Origin of the sequence: Streptomyces sp. NPDC056486 (assembly GCF_042795295.1) — a bacterium.
GTDB lineage: Bacteria > Actinomycetota > Actinomycetes > Streptomycetales > Streptomycetaceae > Streptomyces.
The window spans coordinates 24,913-39,812 of the sequence record NZ_JBHTSF010000006.1 but is presented as its reverse complement, the minus strand read 5'-3'; the positions used below and the strand labels follow the sequence as shown (position 1 = coordinate 39,812).

The window sequence follows — 14,900 nt, the reverse complement described above, 5'->3', positions numbered from 1 at the left end:
TTTGGCAAGTCGGTGTTCCGGCGGCGATAGTCCCCTGGTGACCACTCCCGCCGCCGTGCGCCGCCCCTCCTGGGCCGGGCGCAACTACAGCCTGCTGACCGCCGCCGCGATCGTGACCAACCTGGGCAGCCACGGCGCCCTGATCGCGGCGGCGTTCGCTGTGCTCGACTCCGGCGGTGACGGCGGGGACGTGGGGCTGGTGGCGGCGGCGCGCACGCTGCCGCTCGTGCTGTTCCTGCTCATCGGCGGCGCCGTCGCGGACCGGCTGCCGCGCCACCACGTGATGGTCGCGGCCAACGCGCTCAACTGCCTCTCGCAGGCGGTCTTCGCGGCGCTCGTCATCTCCGGCACGCCTCCGCTGTGGTCGATGATGCTGCTCACCGCACTTGGCGGCACCGGCCAGGCGTTCTTCGGCCCGGCCGCCGAAGGCATGCTGATGTCGACCGTCAGCGGTGAGCAGGCGAGCCGCGCCTTCGCGCTGTACCGCATGGCGATGCAGGGCGCCGGGCTCGGCGGCGCGGCGCTCGGCGGTCTGATGGTCGCCGCGATCGGTCCCGGCTGGGTGCTCGCCGTGGACGCGGCAGCGTTCGCGGTGGCCGCGGCCCTGCGCTCGTTTCTGGACGTGAGTCACATACCGGCGCGCAAGCCCGGCGGCGGGCTGCTCTCCGATCTGCGGGAGGGCTGGCAGGAATTCGTCGGACGCCCGTGGCTGTGGGCGATCGTCGCGCAGTTCTCCGTGGTGGTGGCGGTGGTCGGCGCGGCCGAAGCCGTGTTCGGGCCGCTGGTCGCCCGGGACGAGCTCGGCGGCGCCGGGCCCTGGGGCCTGGCACTCGGCGCGTTCGGCGCGGGCACGGTCGGCGGCGCGTTCCTGATGATGCGGTGGAAGCCGCGGCGCCTGCTGCTCGCGGGCACCCTCTGCGTCTTCCCCCTGGCCATGCCGTCGGCGGCGCTCGCGGTGCCCTTGCCGGTGTGGGGTCTGGCGGCGGTGATGTTCGTCAGCGGCGTCGCGATCGAGGTGTTCGGCGTCTCCTGGATGACGGCGATGCATCAGGAGATCCCGGAGGAGAAGCTGTCGCGGGTCGCCGCGTACGACTGGTTCGGCTCGGTAGCGATGGTCCCGCTCGCCACGGCGCTCGCGGGCCCGGCGGAACTCGCTTTCGGGCGTTCGGCCTCGCTGTGGGGCTGTGCGGTGCTCGTGGTCGTGGTGACGGCGCTCGTGCTGTTCGTCCCTGACGTGCGCAATCTGACGCGTCGCACGGCGTCGACGGAGGTCGCCAAGGCGACCTCTTCTCCCACCACTCCCCCGGTCGAGCCGGTCAAGCCGTCAGCCGATGCTGAAGGCCCCGTCGGGCGGCTCGGGTGACGCGACCGCGTCCTCGTCCCGCACCGGCTTCGCGTCACCTATGAACAGGCGCAGCGCCGCCCCGTACTCGACACGCGCCGGAAAGACGTCGGCTGCCGCCCGCCGGGCCAGCGCCTCGACCTCGATCTCTTCGCGCGAGGCGACGAGTACCGCGTTGCCGAAGCGGCGCCCGCGCAGCACGGTCGGTTCGGCGATCAGCGCGACCTGCCCGAACACCTCGGCGAAGGTGGCCAGCTGGGAGCGGAGAAACCCGAACGGCGCCCCGTCGGCGAGGTTCGCCGCGTAGATGCCGCCCGCGCGCAGGACCCGGTCAGCGGCGTGCGCGTAGGCAAGGGACGTCAGATGTGCGGGCACCCGTGAGCCGCCGAACACGTCGGCCACGAGCACGTCGGTGCTTTCGGGCGCCGCGGCTTCCAGCCACTGCCGGGCGTCCGCGCCGTGCACGGTGATCCCGGAGCCCGTCGGCAACGGCAGGCGCTCGGCGACCAGTTCGAGCAGCCCCCGGTCCGCCTCCACCACGTCCTGACGCGAACCCGGCCGGGTCGCGGCGACATAGCGGGGCAGGGTGAGCGCGCCGCCACCGAGGTGGGTCACGTCCAGTGGACGGTCGCCGCCGTCGACGGTGTCCAGGACGTGGGCGAGCCGCTGCGCGTACTCGAACTCCAGATGCGTGGGCGCGTCCAGATCGACGTACGACTGGGGTGCCCCGTCGACCGTGAGCAGCCAGGCGCGAGGCCGGTCCACGTCCGGCATCAGCTTGGCGGTGCCATGGTCCACGTCCTTGATGACGGCCATGGTCTCGTCCGCGCGTTCGTCGTCGGTCACCGCTCCATTGTGCCCGCCTCCCGCGGGGGTGGATCCCCCGAGGGAGGCGGGCATCGGGCGTCAGCCGACCTCGGTCACCGTGCCCGCGCCGACGGTGCGGCCGCCCTCGCGGATCGCGAAGCCGAGGCCCGTCTCCAACGGCATGTCACGGCCGAGCTCGACCGTCATGGTGACGGTGTCGCCCGGCCGGGCCACCGCGGCGTCGCCGAGGTCGACGTCGCCGACCACGTCCGCGGTGCGGAGGTAGAACTGCGGCCGGTAGCCGGTCGCGATCGGCGTCGACCGTCCGCCCTCCTTGGTCGAGAGGACGTACACCTGGGCGGTGAAGCGGCGACTCGGCCTTACGCTCCCCGGCTCCGCGACGACATGCCCGCGGCGCACGGCGTCGCGTGGCACTCCGCGCAGGAGCAGCGCCACGTTGTCGCCGGCCTGCGCGGACTCCATGGGCTTGCCGAAGGTCTCCAGGCCGGTGACGACGGTCTCCGTGTCCGCGCCGAGCACCTCCACCCGGTCGCCGATCCGTACCGTGCCGCGCTCGACGGCTCCGGTGACGACGGTCCCGCGCCCGGTGATGGTGAGCACGTTCTCCACCGACAGGAGAAAGGGCGCGTCGACGTACCGCTCGGGCATGGGCACATAGGTGTCCACCGCGTCGAGCAGCGCCTCGATGGCGGCGGCCCAGCGCGGGTCGCCCTCCAGCGCCTTGAGACCCGAGACCCGTACGACCGGGACAGAGTCGCCCCCGTACCCGTGCGCGGAGAGCAGCTCACGGACCTCCAGCTCGACGAGGTCGGTGAGCTCCTCGTCACCCGCGTCGGCCTTGTTCAGCGCCACCACGATGTGGTCGACCCCGACCTGGCGGGCGAGCAGGACGTGCTCGGCGGTCTGCGGCATGATCCCGTCGAGCGCGGAGACGACGAGGATCGCCCCGTCCAGCTGCGCGGCGCCGGTGACCATGTTCTTGATGTAGTCGGCGTGGCCCGGCATGTCCACGTGCGCGTAGTGCCGGGTGTCCGTCTCGTACTCGACGTGCGAGATGTTGATGGTGATGCCGCGCTGCGCCTCCTCGGGGGCGCGGTCGATACGGTCGAAGGAAACGTACTGGGTACTGCCGCCGGTGCCGCGCTCGCTGAGGACCTTGGTGATGGCGGCGGTCAGGGTGGTCTTGCCGTGGTCGACATGGCCCATCGTGCCGATGTTGAGGTGCGGCTTCGTACGAATGTATGCCGTCTTGGACATGGCGGTTCCTTCTCCGGAACTCGAAGCTGAAGTCCTGGGCGCACGTCATCGCGTGCGCGCTCTGGACGGGGACCCCGGGGCCGAACCGACCCTCCCCCTATGGGGTCCGCCGGAGTGTCCGGGGAGGGTCAGCGTCGGGCGCCGTCGACGGGAAGTGCGGCGCAGAGGAAGAAGGCAGCCTTCGCAGCGCCCGCGACTGCGGGCGGAGCTGCGTGAAAGGCGTACCGGAACATGTGGCAGATCATCGCCGACGGGCGGGGGTACGTCGAATGGTTTTTGCCGAGTGGTCCGTGAAGTCCGGTTCGATGTGAAGTCCGGTTCGGTGTGAAGTCCGCTGCTCTCAGAGGTTCTTCAGGGCCTCGCGCACCGAGAGCGGCGCGAGCCGCCCGCGCTCCCGCTCGACGAAGTCGCGTACCGCGTCCGGATCGGTCTTGGCGTACTCCCGCAGACACCAGCCGATGGCCTTGCGGATGAAGAAGTCGGGGTGTCCCGACTGGCGCAGGCAGTAGGCGAAGAGGCGTTCGGTGTCGGTGGCGTCCTTGTACCGGAGCTGGTGGAGGAGGGCGGTGCGGGCCACCCAGAGGTCCTCGTCCTCGATCCAGGCGTCCATCTCGGTCTTGAGCTTCGGGTCGGCGGCGACCAGGCCGCCGGCGACGTGCGCCGCGATCGCGTCGACCGTGTCCCACCAGGACACCGTCGTCACGAGGTGGCGGACGACCGGCAGGAAGCCGGACGAGCAGCGCTTCACGTGACGGCGCAGATAGTCGACGGCGAAGTACGCGTACTCACGCTCCGGGAGCTCCCAGCAGCGCAGCGCGATCGCCGTGCAGTCCGTCTCGTCGGGGCGCGGGAGCCCGGCAAGAACCGTGCGGGACAGTTCGCGGCGTTGCGGTGTAGGCACGCCGAGGAAGGGAGCGACGTTCTTCATGTATGCCCGCGCCCCCGCGGCCCGCGCCGGATCGGCCGCCGTCGGGTACGTCGTGGTGAGCCGTTCCATGACGATGTCCGCCAAGTCGCTGCGCGGGACTGTGACGTTCATGAGACGCACCATACGGCGATCACACACATGTGTCGGTTAGTCTCCCCGGATGCTCGACACCGCCGCCGCCCGCCCGCAGGGCATCGCCGCGCGCTGCTCCAGGGCCCTGTTGTCGCCCTGGTCGCGGCTGTCTCTGCTGGTCATGCTGCTCGCGGCCGCCGGAACGTGCGTGCTGCTCTTCGAACCGCAGCGGCTGCTCTCCGACGGGGGACTTCGCCAGCTCGGCGGCGCCGCGGCCGTGATGGTGTTCGCCGCCGCGTACGGCCTGTGCACCGCGGCGTTCGTACCGCGTCCGCTGCTCAATCTGGCGGCGGGCGCCCTGTTCGGATCGCAGGCGGGGATCGTCGCGGCGCTCGCGGGCACGGTACTCGGCGCCGGGATCGCCTTCGGGCTCGGCCGGATGCTGGGGCAGGACGCGCTGCGCCCGCTGCTCCGTGGGCGCTGGCTGAAGGCGGCCGACGGGCAGCTGAGCAGGCACGGCTTCCGGTCGATGCTGGCGGCGCGGCTGTTTCCCGGGGTGCCGTTCGCGGCCGCCAACTACTGCGCGGCGGTCTCCCGCATGGGATGGCTGCCGTTCCTGCTCGCCACCGGCCTGGGATCGATCCCGAACACCGCCGCGTACGTCATCGCGGGCGCACGCGCGTCGACGCCGACGTCCCCCGCTTTCCTCGTCGCGATGGGCTTCATCGCGGTGACGGGTCTGGCAGGGGCGGTGGTGGCGTGGTGCAAGCGCCACCATCTGCGTGACCGCTGAGCGCTCCCGGCTTCTGCTTCTCCTGAGAAAGATCGGCTTCTCCTGAAAGAGACCGGCACAGAGACCGGCACAAGGAGGGCCGCCGCTCGCGGACAGCAGCCCTGCGACGGTCTCGTAACCAAGTGACGCTACGCTGCCCCACGGCAGGGGAGTGATCACCCCTCGCGCTCACTTTCCGCATCCCCATCACATGACCGCACCCGCAGCCCATGATCCGTACTTGGACGGCGCAGTTTCCATGTCTTGGCTTGAATCCTTCATTCTCGGGCTCGTCCAGGGACTGACCGAGTTCCTCCCGATCTCCTCCAGCGCGCATCTGCGCCTGACCGCGGCGTTCGCGGGCTGGCACGATCCAGGGGCCGCGTTCACCGCGATCACCCAGATCGGCACCGAGGCCGCCGTGCTGATCTACTTCCGCAAGGACATCGCGAGGATCATCTCCGCGTGGTTCGGCTCGCTCTTCGGCAAGGTCCCGCGCTCGGACCACGACGCGCAGATGGGCTGGCTCGTCATCGTCGGGTCGATCCCGATCGGCGTGCTCGGCGTCACGTTCAAGGACCAGATCGAGGGCCCGTTCCGCGATCTGCGGCTCATCGCCACGACGCTGATCGTCATGGGCATCGTCCTCGGCATCGCCGACCGCCTCGCGGCCCGCGACGAGACGGGCGGCAAGCACCGCGCCATCAAGGAGCGCAAGAGCCTGAAGGAACTGGGCGTCCGCGACGGCCTGATCTTCGGCATCTGCCAGGCGATGGCCCTGATCCCCGGCGTCTCCCGCTCCGGCGCCACCATCAGCGGTGGCCTGCTCATGGGCTACACCCGCGAGGCAGCGGCCCGCTACTCGTTCCTGCTCGCCATCCCGGCCGTCCTCGCCTCCGGCGCCTTCGAACTCAAGGACGCGGGCGAGGGCGGGCATGTGTCCTGGGGCCCGACGATCTTCGCGACGATCATCGCCTTCATCGTCGGATACGCGGTCATCGCGTGGTTCATGAAGTTCATCACGACCAAGAGCTTCATGCCGTTCGTGTACTACCGGATCCTGCTCGGCATCGTTCTGTTCATCCTGGTCGGCGCGGGCGCGCTCAGCCCGCACGCCGGAGAGTCGGCGGGCTGAGGCCCTGCCACCGCCGGGTCCGCTGTGACCAAAGGCATGCCAAAAGGCCCTGTTCAGTGGGTTTTACGCGCCTAGGGTGAAGGGATGTCGCCCCTCGCCCGCATCAGCGCCTCGTACGCGCCTCGCTTCGCCGAGTTCGCCTTCGAGCCCGGTTTCACGGCTGCCGTGGACCAGCATGTCGCCGAAGTGCGGGAGCGTCTTGAGATGTGCGGGGCCGGGCTCGTGCCTCCGGCGCCGGACCCGGAGCTCCTCTCCGACTACGCCCTGGGGTTCCTCGACGGTCTTTCCGAGAACGGGTGGCGCGAGCCGGTGGGCCATGACTACGCGGTGTGCCGCCTCACCGCCATCTCCTGGCTTGTGAGGCGGCACGACCTGGTGCCGGAGTCCGCCGGGTCCTGAGACCCGGACCGGTCACATGCCGTCGCGCATGTCGTTGCCCGTGTCGTCGTCGCGCATGTGGCTGCCCGAGCGACCCATCCCGCCGCGCGTGCGCTCCTGCACGGGCTGGTTGGACATCGCGTCCTCACGGCCCGCCTGGTAGGCGCCGACACTGCCACGGGCCTTGGCCGTCTCCTGCTCCGCCGTGTTCAGCCAGCGCTCCCAGCGCTCCCGCATCGGGCCGATGAGGCCACCGCCCACACCGACGATCAGGATGCCCGCACCGGCCGCGAGGGCCGCGTACAGGACGGGCTGGGTGACCGTCGTGGCGATGCCCGCCTGACCGAGGGCCGCGATCACACCGAGCGCGACGATGCAGGCCCAGACGATCGTGCCGATGGTCTTCCCGTACGACATCGAGGACAGCGCGCTGGTGACGATGTCGCGCACGATGTTGGCCACCGCCATGGCGACGACCATCAGGATGATGGCGACGACACCGCGCGGGATCCAGGACACGATCCCGTTGAGCATGTCGGAGACCGGGTTGCTGCCGAAGACACCGAAGCCGATCTGCAGGGTGATCAGGAGCAGGGCGAAGTACACGACCTTGCAGACGATCCCCGTCGTGTCGTACTTGGAGTTCGCCAGCATTCGGTCCGCGCCCGCCCGCTCGGCGAGTTTCTCGGAGCCGACCTTGCGCAGGACCCGGTCGAGGACCTTGGCGATCATCTTCGACACGAACCAGCCGATGGCCAGGACGACCAGGAAGCCGATGAGTTTCGGCACGAACGTCGCGATCTTCGACCAGGCGTCGTTCAGGCCCTGGGTGAAGTCCACGGAGAGACTTATGTACTGGGACATGAGTGGTCCTCCACTCGATGGGCCCCGGGCGCCACTACAGCGTCAGGGCGATGAATCCCCCACGACGCACGGCTTCCGGCGCGTCCCTTCTCCCTGGATACCAGGAGTCACGACCGGGGACTCCGCGGTGATGCGCCGTACGGGTGACGGGCGCGGGAGGCAGCCGGCTGCTGTGCGACTGCTCACTTGGGGGATCTGCCCAGTAGCGGACAGTTCCGATTGTCGTAGCCATCCCCTAGGCTTGACCACATGCCCTTAAGCCCTCAGCCCCGTGGTTCCGCACGGTCTGCCGCGGAATTGAACGAGCGGATCCGCGGCTTGTGGATGCGCACCGGCGGCCGTCTCTCAGCCGAACAGCGCAGTGAATACGAACGGTTGGTGACGGAGTGGGCCGCCGCCGTACGCGAAGAGGTCGTGAAGGCGGCCTAGTTGGCGGTCCGGCGTTCTGTGCGCCGGGCCGCCCACCAGGCCGTCGACGACTACCGCGTCAGCCCTTGCCCTGACGCTCCTTCTTCGCGATGCGGCGCTTCTGGCGCCCCGTCAGTTCCTGGCGATTGCCCTGCCGTTTGTACGCCTCGATGCGCTGCTCGTTCTTCACCGGGCCTCCCGTCTCGGGGTCTCTGCCCCTGCGGACCATCAACTGGACGGCATCGTAGGGCAGTTCACTCGTACGTGGCCCGGGAGCGAACCGGGTACGACCGGGTTGCGACCCGAACCGAGCGCTACATACGCGCCGCTCCCCCACACTCGTTCCCCCGCACTCGTTCCCGCACGTTCCTGCACGCCTCTTGGCTCGGTACCCCGCGTGCCCAACACTGACCCGATGACGCAGCGCGTGGAACTCGCCGCCGTGATGGACCGGTTGGCCATCGACTCCCTCATCACCGAGTACGCAGTGACCGTCGACGACGGCGACTGGGACGCCTACCAGCACCTCTTCACCCCGGACGGACGCGCCGACTACAGCTCGGCGGGCGGCATCGACGCGAGCGCCGCCGAGGTGGCCGGATGGCTGGCCGGGACCATGGAACTCTTCCCGATGCGCCAGCATCTGATCGTCAACAGGAGGCTGCGATTCGGGACGCTCGACCAGGACATCGGCGACATCGCGCAGGTACAGGCCGACTACGTGAACCCGATGCGCTTCACGTCACGCGGGGGCGAAGGCGAGGAGAAAAGGGGGGACGGCGAAGGCGGCACGGAACCCGCGGCCCCGGACTTCATATGCGGCGGCCGCTACGCCTTCACGGCGCTGCGCACCCACCAGGGCTGGCGGCTGCGCCAGGTGACCGTGCAGGAGAAGTGGCGCCAACTCCAGCAGCGCTCCCCCCACCACACGCCCGGCTGAGAGCCGCCTGAGGGCCGGCTGGGAATCAGCACGGCAGGGGCACTGTCCTAGATCGTCCGGGGCGCGCACACTGGACGAACGACCGGGCGTCGGGGCCGAGGGAGGCGCTGCATGGATCAACTCAGCGACGACCGGGACCGGCGGCGCCCACGCCTTTCGGCCGCCTCGCCGACGGGACTGCTCGCTTCGGCCCGATGGCGCGGCGCCCTGGCCGTCCTCGTCGGCGCCCTGCCCGCCCTCGCCTTCCCCGCCCCGTCGCTGTGGTGGTTCGCCTATGTGGCGCTCGTGCCCTGGATGCTGCTCGCACGCTCGGCGGGGACCGGACGCAGGGCGGCGCTCGACGGCTGGCTCGGTGGCCTCGGGTTCATGGTGGCGGTGCATCACTGGCTGCTGCCGAGCCTGCATGTGTTCACCGTCCTGATCGCCGCGCTGCTCGGACTGCTGTGGGCGCCGTGGGGCTGGCTGGTGCGGCGACTCCTGGGCGGGGTGGCATCGCCGGGGCGGACCGCGGCGGCCCTTGTCGTGCTGCCGTCCGGCTGGCTGATGGTCGAACTGGTCAGATCCTGGGAGGGTCTTGGCGGGCCCTGGGGGCTGCTCGGCTCCAGTCAGTGGCAGGTCGGGCCCGCCCTGCGCCTCGCGTCGGTCGGCGGAGTGTGGCTGGTCAGCGCCCTCATCGTCATCCTGAACACGGGCATCACGGTGCTCGTGGTCGCCGTTGCCGCACGTCGGCCCTGGACGTCAGGAACGGCCAGGACACCAGGGACGTCCCGTACGGCCGTCGCCCTGACCATCCCCGCCACCGCCGGACTCGTGGCCGTGGCCGCCGTGACCACCTCCGCCTGGGCCTGGGCGCCGCGCCCCGAGCCCGCGGGCCGGATGCGCGTGGCCGTCGTCCAGCCAGGTGTCATCGACGGGGTGGGCGGCGCCGACAAGCGGTTCGCGCGTGAGGAGGCGCTGACCCGCGGCCTGGCCGGGCGGGACCTGGACCTCGTCGTCTGGGGCGAGAGCAGCGTCGGGTACGACCTCGCGGAGCGCCCCGACGTCGCACGCCGAATAGCCGCGCTGTCCAGGGAGGTCGGCGCCGACATCCTGGTGAACGTGGACGCGCGCCGCTCCGACGAGTCGGGGATATTCAAGAGTTCCGTCCTCGTGGGTCCCCAGGGCCCGACGGGCGATCGTTACGACAAGATGCGGCTCGTCCCCTTCGGCGAGTACGTCCCCGCCCGCTCGCTCCTGGGCTGGGCGACGTCCGTGGGCAAGGCGGCGGGCGAGGACCGCAGGCGCGGCGAGCGTCCGGTGTTGATGGACGTCGGGGACGGCCTGAAGGTCGGTCCGCTGGTGTGCTTCGAATCGGCGTTCCCCGACATGAGCCGTCATCTGACGCGCGAGGGCGCCCAGTTGCTGCTCGCGCAGTCGTCCACCTCGACGTTCCAGTCCAGTTGGGCGCCCGAGCAGCACGCCTCGCTCGCGGCACTGCGGGCCGCCGAGACGGGCCGCCCCATGGTGCACGCCACGCTCACCGGCGTCTCGGCGGTGTACGGCGCGGACGGCGAGCGGGTCGGAGCGCCGCTCGGCACATCGGCGAGCTCGACGTCGACGTACGACATTCCGCTGGCCAAGGGCGTCACGCCCTACGTCAGGCTCGGCGACTGGCCCGTGCACGCGGCTCTCGCCGTGCTCGCGGTGCTGTGCGCGACGCTGGGCGTGCGTTCCCTGCGAGGACCTGCGAAGGGTCGGTTCAGGCGGCCTGCTCCTGAGCCGCACGGACCACGCGCTCGCACAGCTCATGGGTCGCGAGCGCATCCCGGGCACTGAGCACCTTGCCCGCGCGCACGGCGTCGAGGAAGGCGAGCACCACCTGCTCGATGCCGCGCTGCCGGGCCACCGGCACCCAGTCGCCGCGCCGCCGCACGCTGGGCTGGCCCTTGTGGTCGACGACCTCGGCGAGGTTGAGCACCTGCCGCTTGGTGTCCTGACCCGAGACCTCGAGGATCTCCTCGGTGGAGCCGCTCATCCGGTTCATCATGCCGATCGCGGTGAACCCGTCCCCGGCGAGCTGCAGCACGATGTGCTCCACAAGGCCGTCCTGGATGCGGGCGCGCACGCCGACGTGGTCGATCGGTCCCGGCGCCAGGAAGCGCAGCGTGTCCACGACGTGGATGAAGTCGTCGAGGACGAGCGTGCGCACGTCCTCCGGCAGGCCGACGCGGTTCTTCTGCAGCAGGATCAGTTCGCGCGGGTGCTCGGCGCACTGCGCGTAGCCGGGTGCGAAGCGGCGGTTGAAGCCGACGGCGAGGCTCGTCGCGCGCTCATCGGCGAGGCGCACGAGCCGCTCCGAGTCGCCGAGTTCGTACGCGAGGGGCTTGTCGACGTAGGTGGCCACGCCCGCTTCGAGCAGCCGCGTCACGATCTCCGGGTGGGCGGCGGTCGACGCGTGCACGAAGGCTGCGTCGATGCCCTGGGCGAGGAGCGCGTCCAGGTCGGTGTGGCAGCGCTCATCGGGGATGTGGTGGACGCCCGCGACGCGGGCCAGGGTCGCGGGCGTACGCGTCTGCAGGTGCAGCTCGACCCCCGGCAGGGTGGTGAGCACAGGCAGATACGCCTTCTGCGCGATGTCACCAAGTCCGATACAGCCGACCTTCACCACTGTCCCCTTGTCTCCTCTGCCACTGACCCCACAGCGGTGTTCTACCGCTGTGCGAGTTCCGTTCCCGCAGCATACGGCTGCTGCGGCGGTCGCCAGTCGGCGATCGAGGCGAAGCTCCGCAGGATCAGGTTCGGGCCGAGGCGCGCCGCCGCGGCGATGAGTTCGTTGCGTACGGCGATGAGCGGGGCGCTCGTCAGGTGGTTCATGCGGGCGGCGCGCGCCGCCTGCCGGACGATCGCCGTGGTGCGCGGCACCCGCACCGCGCTGTAGCCGGCGAGCCCCGCGGCCAGGTCGCCCGCCGGGGCCACGTGGTGGGCAAGGACGACGCCGTCCTCGATGGCCTGGTTGCCGCCCTGGGCGAGGGTGGGCGCCATGGCGTGCGCGGCGTCGCCGATGAGGGCCACGCGGCCCCGGTGGTAGTGGGTGAGCGGCGTGCTCATGTGGCGCACGTCGTTGCGCAGGATGTCCTCGGGACGTGCGGAGGCGATGATCGCGGGGATCGGGTCGTGCCAGTCGGCGAAGCGGCGCGCCAGCTCGGCCTTCTCGCCGTCGGGGCTGTGGCCGCCTTCGGGGACGGTGGCGGTGGCGTACGCGTAGATCCTGCCGTCCTTGAGCGGATGAGTGCCCCAGACGCCGCCGCGTCCCCAGGTCTCGTGGGGTTCGAAGGCGCGGTCGGGTGCGGGGACGATGAGGCGCCAGGCCGTGAATCCGGTGTACGTCGGCTGCGGGTGGGCCGGGAAGAGGGCCGAGCGCACGGCCGAGTTGATGCCGTCGGCGCCGATGACGAGGTCCGCCTCGATGTCCCCGTCGTCGGTGCGGACGACGGCCCTGCGGCTCTCCGCTCCAGGGTCGGCGAGCTCGGCGTGCACTCCGGTGCGCAGGGCGTCGGCGGGCAGGGCGGAGACGAGCAGGTCGACGAGGGTCGCGCGGTGCACGAGGACGAGGGCGCCGCCGAACTCCTCCGACGTCGCCGTGGCGCTCGTCCGCACGAGCCAGCGCCCGCCCTGCGCACGCATCCCGCCTCCGCCCTCCCAGGCGGCCAGCTCGCGGACCCGGTCGCCGAGGCCTAGGACGTCGAGGGCGCGCTGGGAGTTGGGGGCGAGTCCGATGCCGGAGCCGACTGGCTCCAGAGTGGCGGCCCGCTCCAGGACGGTGACCCGCCAGCCCGACTGATGCAGGGCGATGGCGGAGGTGAGGCCGCCGATACCGCCGCCGATGACGACTGCGTGGGGCCTGTGGCCCTGCTGGGGCTGTGGTGCCATGACTCCTCCTGGAGGTACGCCGATATCCGCCGAGATACGTCGAGATCCGCCTACGGGCCCTTCCGCGAACCCGCCACTACACCTGTAGTGCGCGATGCCTCGACCGTACTACACCTGTAGTGATCGGCGGTAGGGTGGACTCCATGTCCGTACGCAGCGCGGGGCCGCCCCGCACCGAACTGATCGCCGACACGGCACTCGCCCTGCTCGCCGAGCGCGGCATGCGGGGTCTCACGCACCGGGCCGTGGACGATGCCGCGGGGCTCCCGCAGGGCTCGACGTCGAACTACGCCCGCACCCGGCTGGCGCTCCTGGAGGCAGCGGTGCGCAGACAGGCCGAGCGCGAGGCGGTGGTGCTCGATCCGGGCGAACTGCCGGACCCCGCGGGTGCCGGGGGTGGCCGCGAGGCCCTCGTCGCCTCGCTCGCCCTCGCACTGCACCGCTACCTCACCGAAGGCTCCCGCCAACTGCTCGTCTCCCGCTACGAGCTGGCCCTGGAGGCGACCCGCAGGCCGGAGCTCCGCGCCTACTACGACGCGGCGGGGGCACAGTTCAGGGAGCCCTTGACGGCCATGCTGCGGGCCGCGGGATCGACGGATCCCGACCGGCACACCCTGGCCCTGGTGGCATGGAGCGACGGGCTGCTGTTCTCGTGCGTCGCCGGTTCGTACCACGCCACCGTGCCGAGCGAGGAGGAGCTGCGGGCCGGCTTCCGTGAGTTGCTGCGGGGGATGCTGGGAGATCAGGCCTGAGACACCGGGGACCTGGGGTACTCGCAACCTTCGGGACATCGTCCGCGAGCTGGTGGACGGTTCGACGAGCGACTGACCCGAAGGCCGGAGGTGCGTGGACGGCAGGACGGGGCTGCCGACCGGGCCGGGGCAGGCCGAAGACACTCGGCGTGATCACCGGTCACCCCCGGCGGACGCGCCCCTTCACCCATGCGGGGCATCCTGGGCTCATTCCCTTCCCGAAGGGCGAGGTGACACACCAGAGTTGCGCGAATGCACAGAACCACGACCACCGCGACGCTCCTGGTATCCGTGGCGGTCACCGCCGTTTCCGGTTGTGTGAGCGTCGATCGGCAGCCCGTGCAGGGACCGACCGCCGCGCACGCCCGGCCCCCGGCGCCCCGCCCGGACGGCAGCGCGCACCCACGGGTCGTGGAGGCCCCGGCGCGGGAGGCGCTCGAACTCATCGAGCCGCCCCGCGGTCCGGCGCCAAGCACCACGGGCAGTGCGGCGAAGGCGCCCGCGGCTCCGCCCCGCTCCCCGCGCCCCGAGCAGCCCGAGCGCCCCGACGCTCCCCCGCACCGCCACGGCGACCGCCCCAAGGTCCCCGCCGTGCCCGAGATTCCCTCCGCGGCGCCCACGGTCCTTGACGTCTGCGCCATGGGTGAGGAGTACGGCAGTTGGAAGCCGGGCAGCCCCGAGGCCACCATCTGCGAGGGCACCTACGGGCGATGACGCAGAGCCGCACGGCCGCCGGGCCCGCCCCGGCTCACTCCACCTCGCTGCCCTCCCCCAGCTGCAGCTCCAGCCGCCCGATGGCCGCCCGGACCCCGTCCCCGTACCCGTCGTCGCCCAGCGCCCCGACTACCCCACGCGCCCGCCGGATGTGGTTGCGTGCCGCCTCGGGGCGGCCCAGCTTCGCGTAGTCCGCGGCGAGGTTGAGGTGCAGGGAGGGGTAGAAACCGCGGACCGCGATCGAGTCGTGGTGTTCGTGCAGACGCTCGTCCGTGAGCTCGTCCGCCGCCGACAACGCCCGCAGGTCCCACGCCAGTTCGTCCGACGCGTCCTCCTGCGTGTCCGCCATGTAGTGCGCGAGCGTGCAGCGGTGGAGCGGGTCGCCCTCCTCGCCGATCTCCGACCACAGACCGAGGAAGCGGCCCTGCGCCTCCTCACGGTCGCCCCCGTGGTGCAGCATGACCGCCTGCCCGATCCGGGTCATCATGACGTCTTCCGCCGCCTGCTCCTGCTGCTCCGCCACCGGGTCCTCCACACTCGTACGCCCATCGTGCCCACCGCTCTCGACGCTATCGGCCCCCACTGACAATCACGGTCAGGC

16 protein-coding genes are annotated in these 14,900 nt (G+C 71.1%); 9 read left to right on the top strand and 7 right to left on the bottom strand.

From position 1 onward, the window contains the following. Nucleotides 1–34: 34 nt before the first annotated feature. Nucleotides 35–1,363 (top strand): MFS transporter, encoded by a 1,329-nt coding sequence (locus ACFQ7F_RS04935; protein WP_383266417.1) that lies wholly within the window; start codon nucleotides 35–37, stop codon nucleotides 1,361–1,363. Here the strand turns inward: ACFQ7F_RS04935 and ACFQ7F_RS04930 are convergent. From ACFQ7F_RS04930 to ACFQ7F_RS04920, 3 genes are all read right to left on the bottom strand, one after another. Beyond that, nucleotides 1,325–2,158 carry a spermidine synthase gene (locus ACFQ7F_RS04930; protein ID WP_383266414.1) on the bottom strand — a complete coding sequence of 278 codons (834 nt, stop codon included), beginning with the start codon at nucleotides 2,156–2,158 and terminating at the stop codon, nucleotides 1,325–1,327. The two genes, ACFQ7F_RS04935 and ACFQ7F_RS04930, sit on opposite strands and share 39 nt — an antisense overlap. 90 nt (nucleotides 2,159–2,248) lie before the next feature. Further along, nucleotides 2,249–3,427 (bottom strand): elongation factor Tu, encoded by a 1,179-nt coding sequence (tuf, locus tag ACFQ7F_RS04925; protein WP_383266170.1) that lies wholly within the window; start codon nucleotides 3,425–3,427, stop codon nucleotides 2,249–2,251. Nucleotides 3,428–3,767: 340 nt separating this feature from the next. After that, nucleotides 3,768–4,466 (bottom strand): DNA alkylation repair protein, encoded by a 699-nt coding sequence (locus ACFQ7F_RS04920; protein WP_383266167.1) that lies wholly within the window; start codon nucleotides 4,464–4,466, stop codon nucleotides 3,768–3,770. Nucleotides 4,467–4,515: 49 nt separating this feature from the next. On the opposite strand from ACFQ7F_RS04920, the gene ACFQ7F_RS04915 reads away from it, so the two are divergent. The 3 genes from ACFQ7F_RS04915 (at nucleotide 4,516) to ACFQ7F_RS04905 (ending at nucleotide 6,733) form a co-directional block, all read left to right on the top strand. Further along, nucleotides 4,516–5,220, top strand: a complete 705-nt coding sequence (locus ACFQ7F_RS04915; RefSeq protein WP_383266164.1) for a TVP38/TMEM64 family protein — start codon at nucleotides 4,516–4,518, stop codon at nucleotides 5,218–5,220. A 238-nt stretch (nucleotides 5,221–5,458) separates the two neighbouring features. After that, entirely contained in the window at nucleotides 5,459–6,334 is an 876-nt protein-coding gene (locus ACFQ7F_RS04910) for an undecaprenyl-diphosphate phosphatase (protein ID WP_383266162.1), read from the top strand. An 84-nt stretch (nucleotides 6,335–6,418) separates the two neighbouring features. Further along, a complete protein-coding gene (locus ACFQ7F_RS04905) occupies nucleotides 6,419–6,733 on the top strand; it encodes a DUF6401 family natural product biosynthesis protein (protein WP_383266159.1) in 315 nt (104 codons plus the stop codon). A gap of 12 nt (nucleotides 6,734–6,745) precedes the next feature. On the opposite strand, the gene ACFQ7F_RS04900 is transcribed toward ACFQ7F_RS04905, so the two are convergent. Then, nucleotides 6,746–7,576: a hypothetical protein gene (locus tag ACFQ7F_RS04900; RefSeq protein ID WP_383266156.1), complete on the bottom strand. Its 831-nt coding sequence runs from the start codon at nucleotides 7,574–7,576 to the stop codon at nucleotides 6,746–6,748. A gap of 249 nt (nucleotides 7,577–7,825) precedes the next feature. Between ACFQ7F_RS04900 and ACFQ7F_RS04895 the strand changes: the two genes are divergently transcribed. From ACFQ7F_RS04895 to lnt, 3 genes are all read left to right on the top strand, one after another. Continuing rightward, nucleotides 7,826–8,005: a hypothetical protein gene (locus tag ACFQ7F_RS04895; protein WP_383266154.1), complete on the top strand. Its 180-nt coding sequence runs from the start codon at nucleotides 7,826–7,828 to the stop codon at nucleotides 8,003–8,005. Between the two features lie 394 nt (nucleotides 8,006–8,399). Beyond that, nucleotides 8,400–8,924 carry a nuclear transport factor 2 family protein gene (locus tag ACFQ7F_RS04890; RefSeq protein WP_383266151.1) on the top strand — a complete coding sequence of 175 codons (525 nt, stop codon included), beginning with the start codon at nucleotides 8,400–8,402 and terminating at the stop codon, nucleotides 8,922–8,924. Between the two features lie 111 nt (nucleotides 8,925–9,035). Further along, on the top strand, nucleotides 9,036–10,739 hold the full coding sequence (lnt, locus tag ACFQ7F_RS04885; protein ID WP_383266148.1) for an apolipoprotein N-acyltransferase: 1,704 nt from the start codon (nucleotides 9,036–9,038) through the stop codon (nucleotides 10,737–10,739). Here lnt and ACFQ7F_RS04880 read toward each other — a convergent pair. Next, a complete protein-coding gene (locus ACFQ7F_RS04880) occupies nucleotides 10,663–11,568 on the bottom strand; it encodes a Gfo/Idh/MocA family protein (protein ID WP_383266146.1) in 906 nt (301 codons plus the stop codon). The genes lnt and ACFQ7F_RS04880 overlap by 77 nt on opposite strands. A 44-nt stretch (nucleotides 11,569–11,612) precedes the next feature. Continuing rightward, nucleotides 11,613–12,833 (bottom strand): FAD-dependent monooxygenase, encoded by a 1,221-nt coding sequence (locus ACFQ7F_RS04875; RefSeq protein ID WP_383266144.1) that lies wholly within the window; start codon nucleotides 12,831–12,833, stop codon nucleotides 11,613–11,615. A gap of 143 nt (nucleotides 12,834–12,976) precedes the next feature. Here ACFQ7F_RS04875 and ACFQ7F_RS04870 point away from each other — a divergent pair, with 143 nt between their 5' ends. Then, nucleotides 12,977–13,585 (top strand): TetR/AcrR family transcriptional regulator, encoded by a 609-nt coding sequence (locus ACFQ7F_RS04870; protein ID WP_383266141.1) that lies wholly within the window; start codon nucleotides 12,977–12,979, stop codon nucleotides 13,583–13,585. Between the two features lie 252 nt (nucleotides 13,586–13,837). Next, nucleotides 13,838–14,299, top strand: coding sequence for a hypothetical protein (locus tag ACFQ7F_RS04865; protein WP_383266139.1), 462 nt, complete (start codon nucleotides 13,838–13,840; stop codon nucleotides 14,297–14,299). Nucleotides 14,300–14,333: 34 nt separating this feature from the next. Here ACFQ7F_RS04865 and ACFQ7F_RS04860 read toward each other — a convergent pair whose 3' ends face one another. Further along, nucleotides 14,334–14,822, bottom strand: a complete 489-nt coding sequence (locus ACFQ7F_RS04860) for a hypothetical protein (protein ID WP_383266137.1) — start codon at nucleotides 14,820–14,822, stop codon at nucleotides 14,334–14,336. Nucleotides 14,823–14,900 lie beyond the last annotated feature (78 nt).

Bases quoted from the DNA above. Each gene is read 5' to 3' on its own strand.
- ACFQ7F_RS04905 (WP_383266159.1), top strand. From the start codon at position 6,419: ATGTCGCCCCTCGCCCGCATCAGCGCCTCGTACGCGCCTCGCTTCGCC.
- ACFQ7F_RS04915 (WP_383266164.1), top strand. From the start codon at position 4,516: ATGCTCGACACCGCCGCCGCCCGCCCGCAGGGCATCGCCGCGCGCTGC.
- ACFQ7F_RS04900 (WP_383266156.1), bottom strand. From the start codon at position 7,576: ATGTCCCAGTACATAAGTCTCTCCGTGGACTTCACCCAGGGCCTGAAC.
- tuf (WP_383266170.1), bottom strand. From the start codon at position 3,427: ATGTCCAAGACGGCATACATTCGTACGAAGCCGCACCTCAACATCGGC.
- ACFQ7F_RS04870 (WP_383266141.1), top strand. From the start codon at position 12,977: ATGTCCGTACGCAGCGCGGGGCCGCCCCGCACCGAACTGATCGCCGAC.
- ACFQ7F_RS04910 (WP_383266162.1), top strand. From the start codon at position 5,459: ATGTCTTGGCTTGAATCCTTCATTCTCGGGCTCGTCCAGGGACTGACC.
- ACFQ7F_RS04895 (WP_383266154.1), top strand. From the start codon at position 7,826: ATGCCCTTAAGCCCTCAGCCCCGTGGTTCCGCACGGTCTGCCGCGGAA.
- lnt (WP_383266148.1), top strand. From the start codon at position 9,036: ATGGATCAACTCAGCGACGACCGGGACCGGCGGCGCCCACGCCTTTCG.
- ACFQ7F_RS04865 (WP_383266139.1), top strand. From the start codon at position 13,838: ATGCACAGAACCACGACCACCGCGACGCTCCTGGTATCCGTGGCGGTC.
- ACFQ7F_RS04920 (WP_383266167.1), bottom strand. From the start codon at position 4,466: ATGAACGTCACAGTCCCGCGCAGCGACTTGGCGGACATCGTCATGGAA.
- ACFQ7F_RS04930 (WP_383266414.1), bottom strand. From the start codon at position 2,158: ATGGCCGTCATCAAGGACGTGGACCATGGCACCGCCAAGCTGATGCCG.
- ACFQ7F_RS04875 (WP_383266144.1), bottom strand. From the start codon at position 12,833: ATGGCACCACAGCCCCAGCAGGGCCACAGGCCCCACGCAGTCGTCATC.
- ACFQ7F_RS04890 (WP_383266151.1), top strand. From the start codon at position 8,400: ATGACGCAGCGCGTGGAACTCGCCGCCGTGATGGACCGGTTGGCCATC.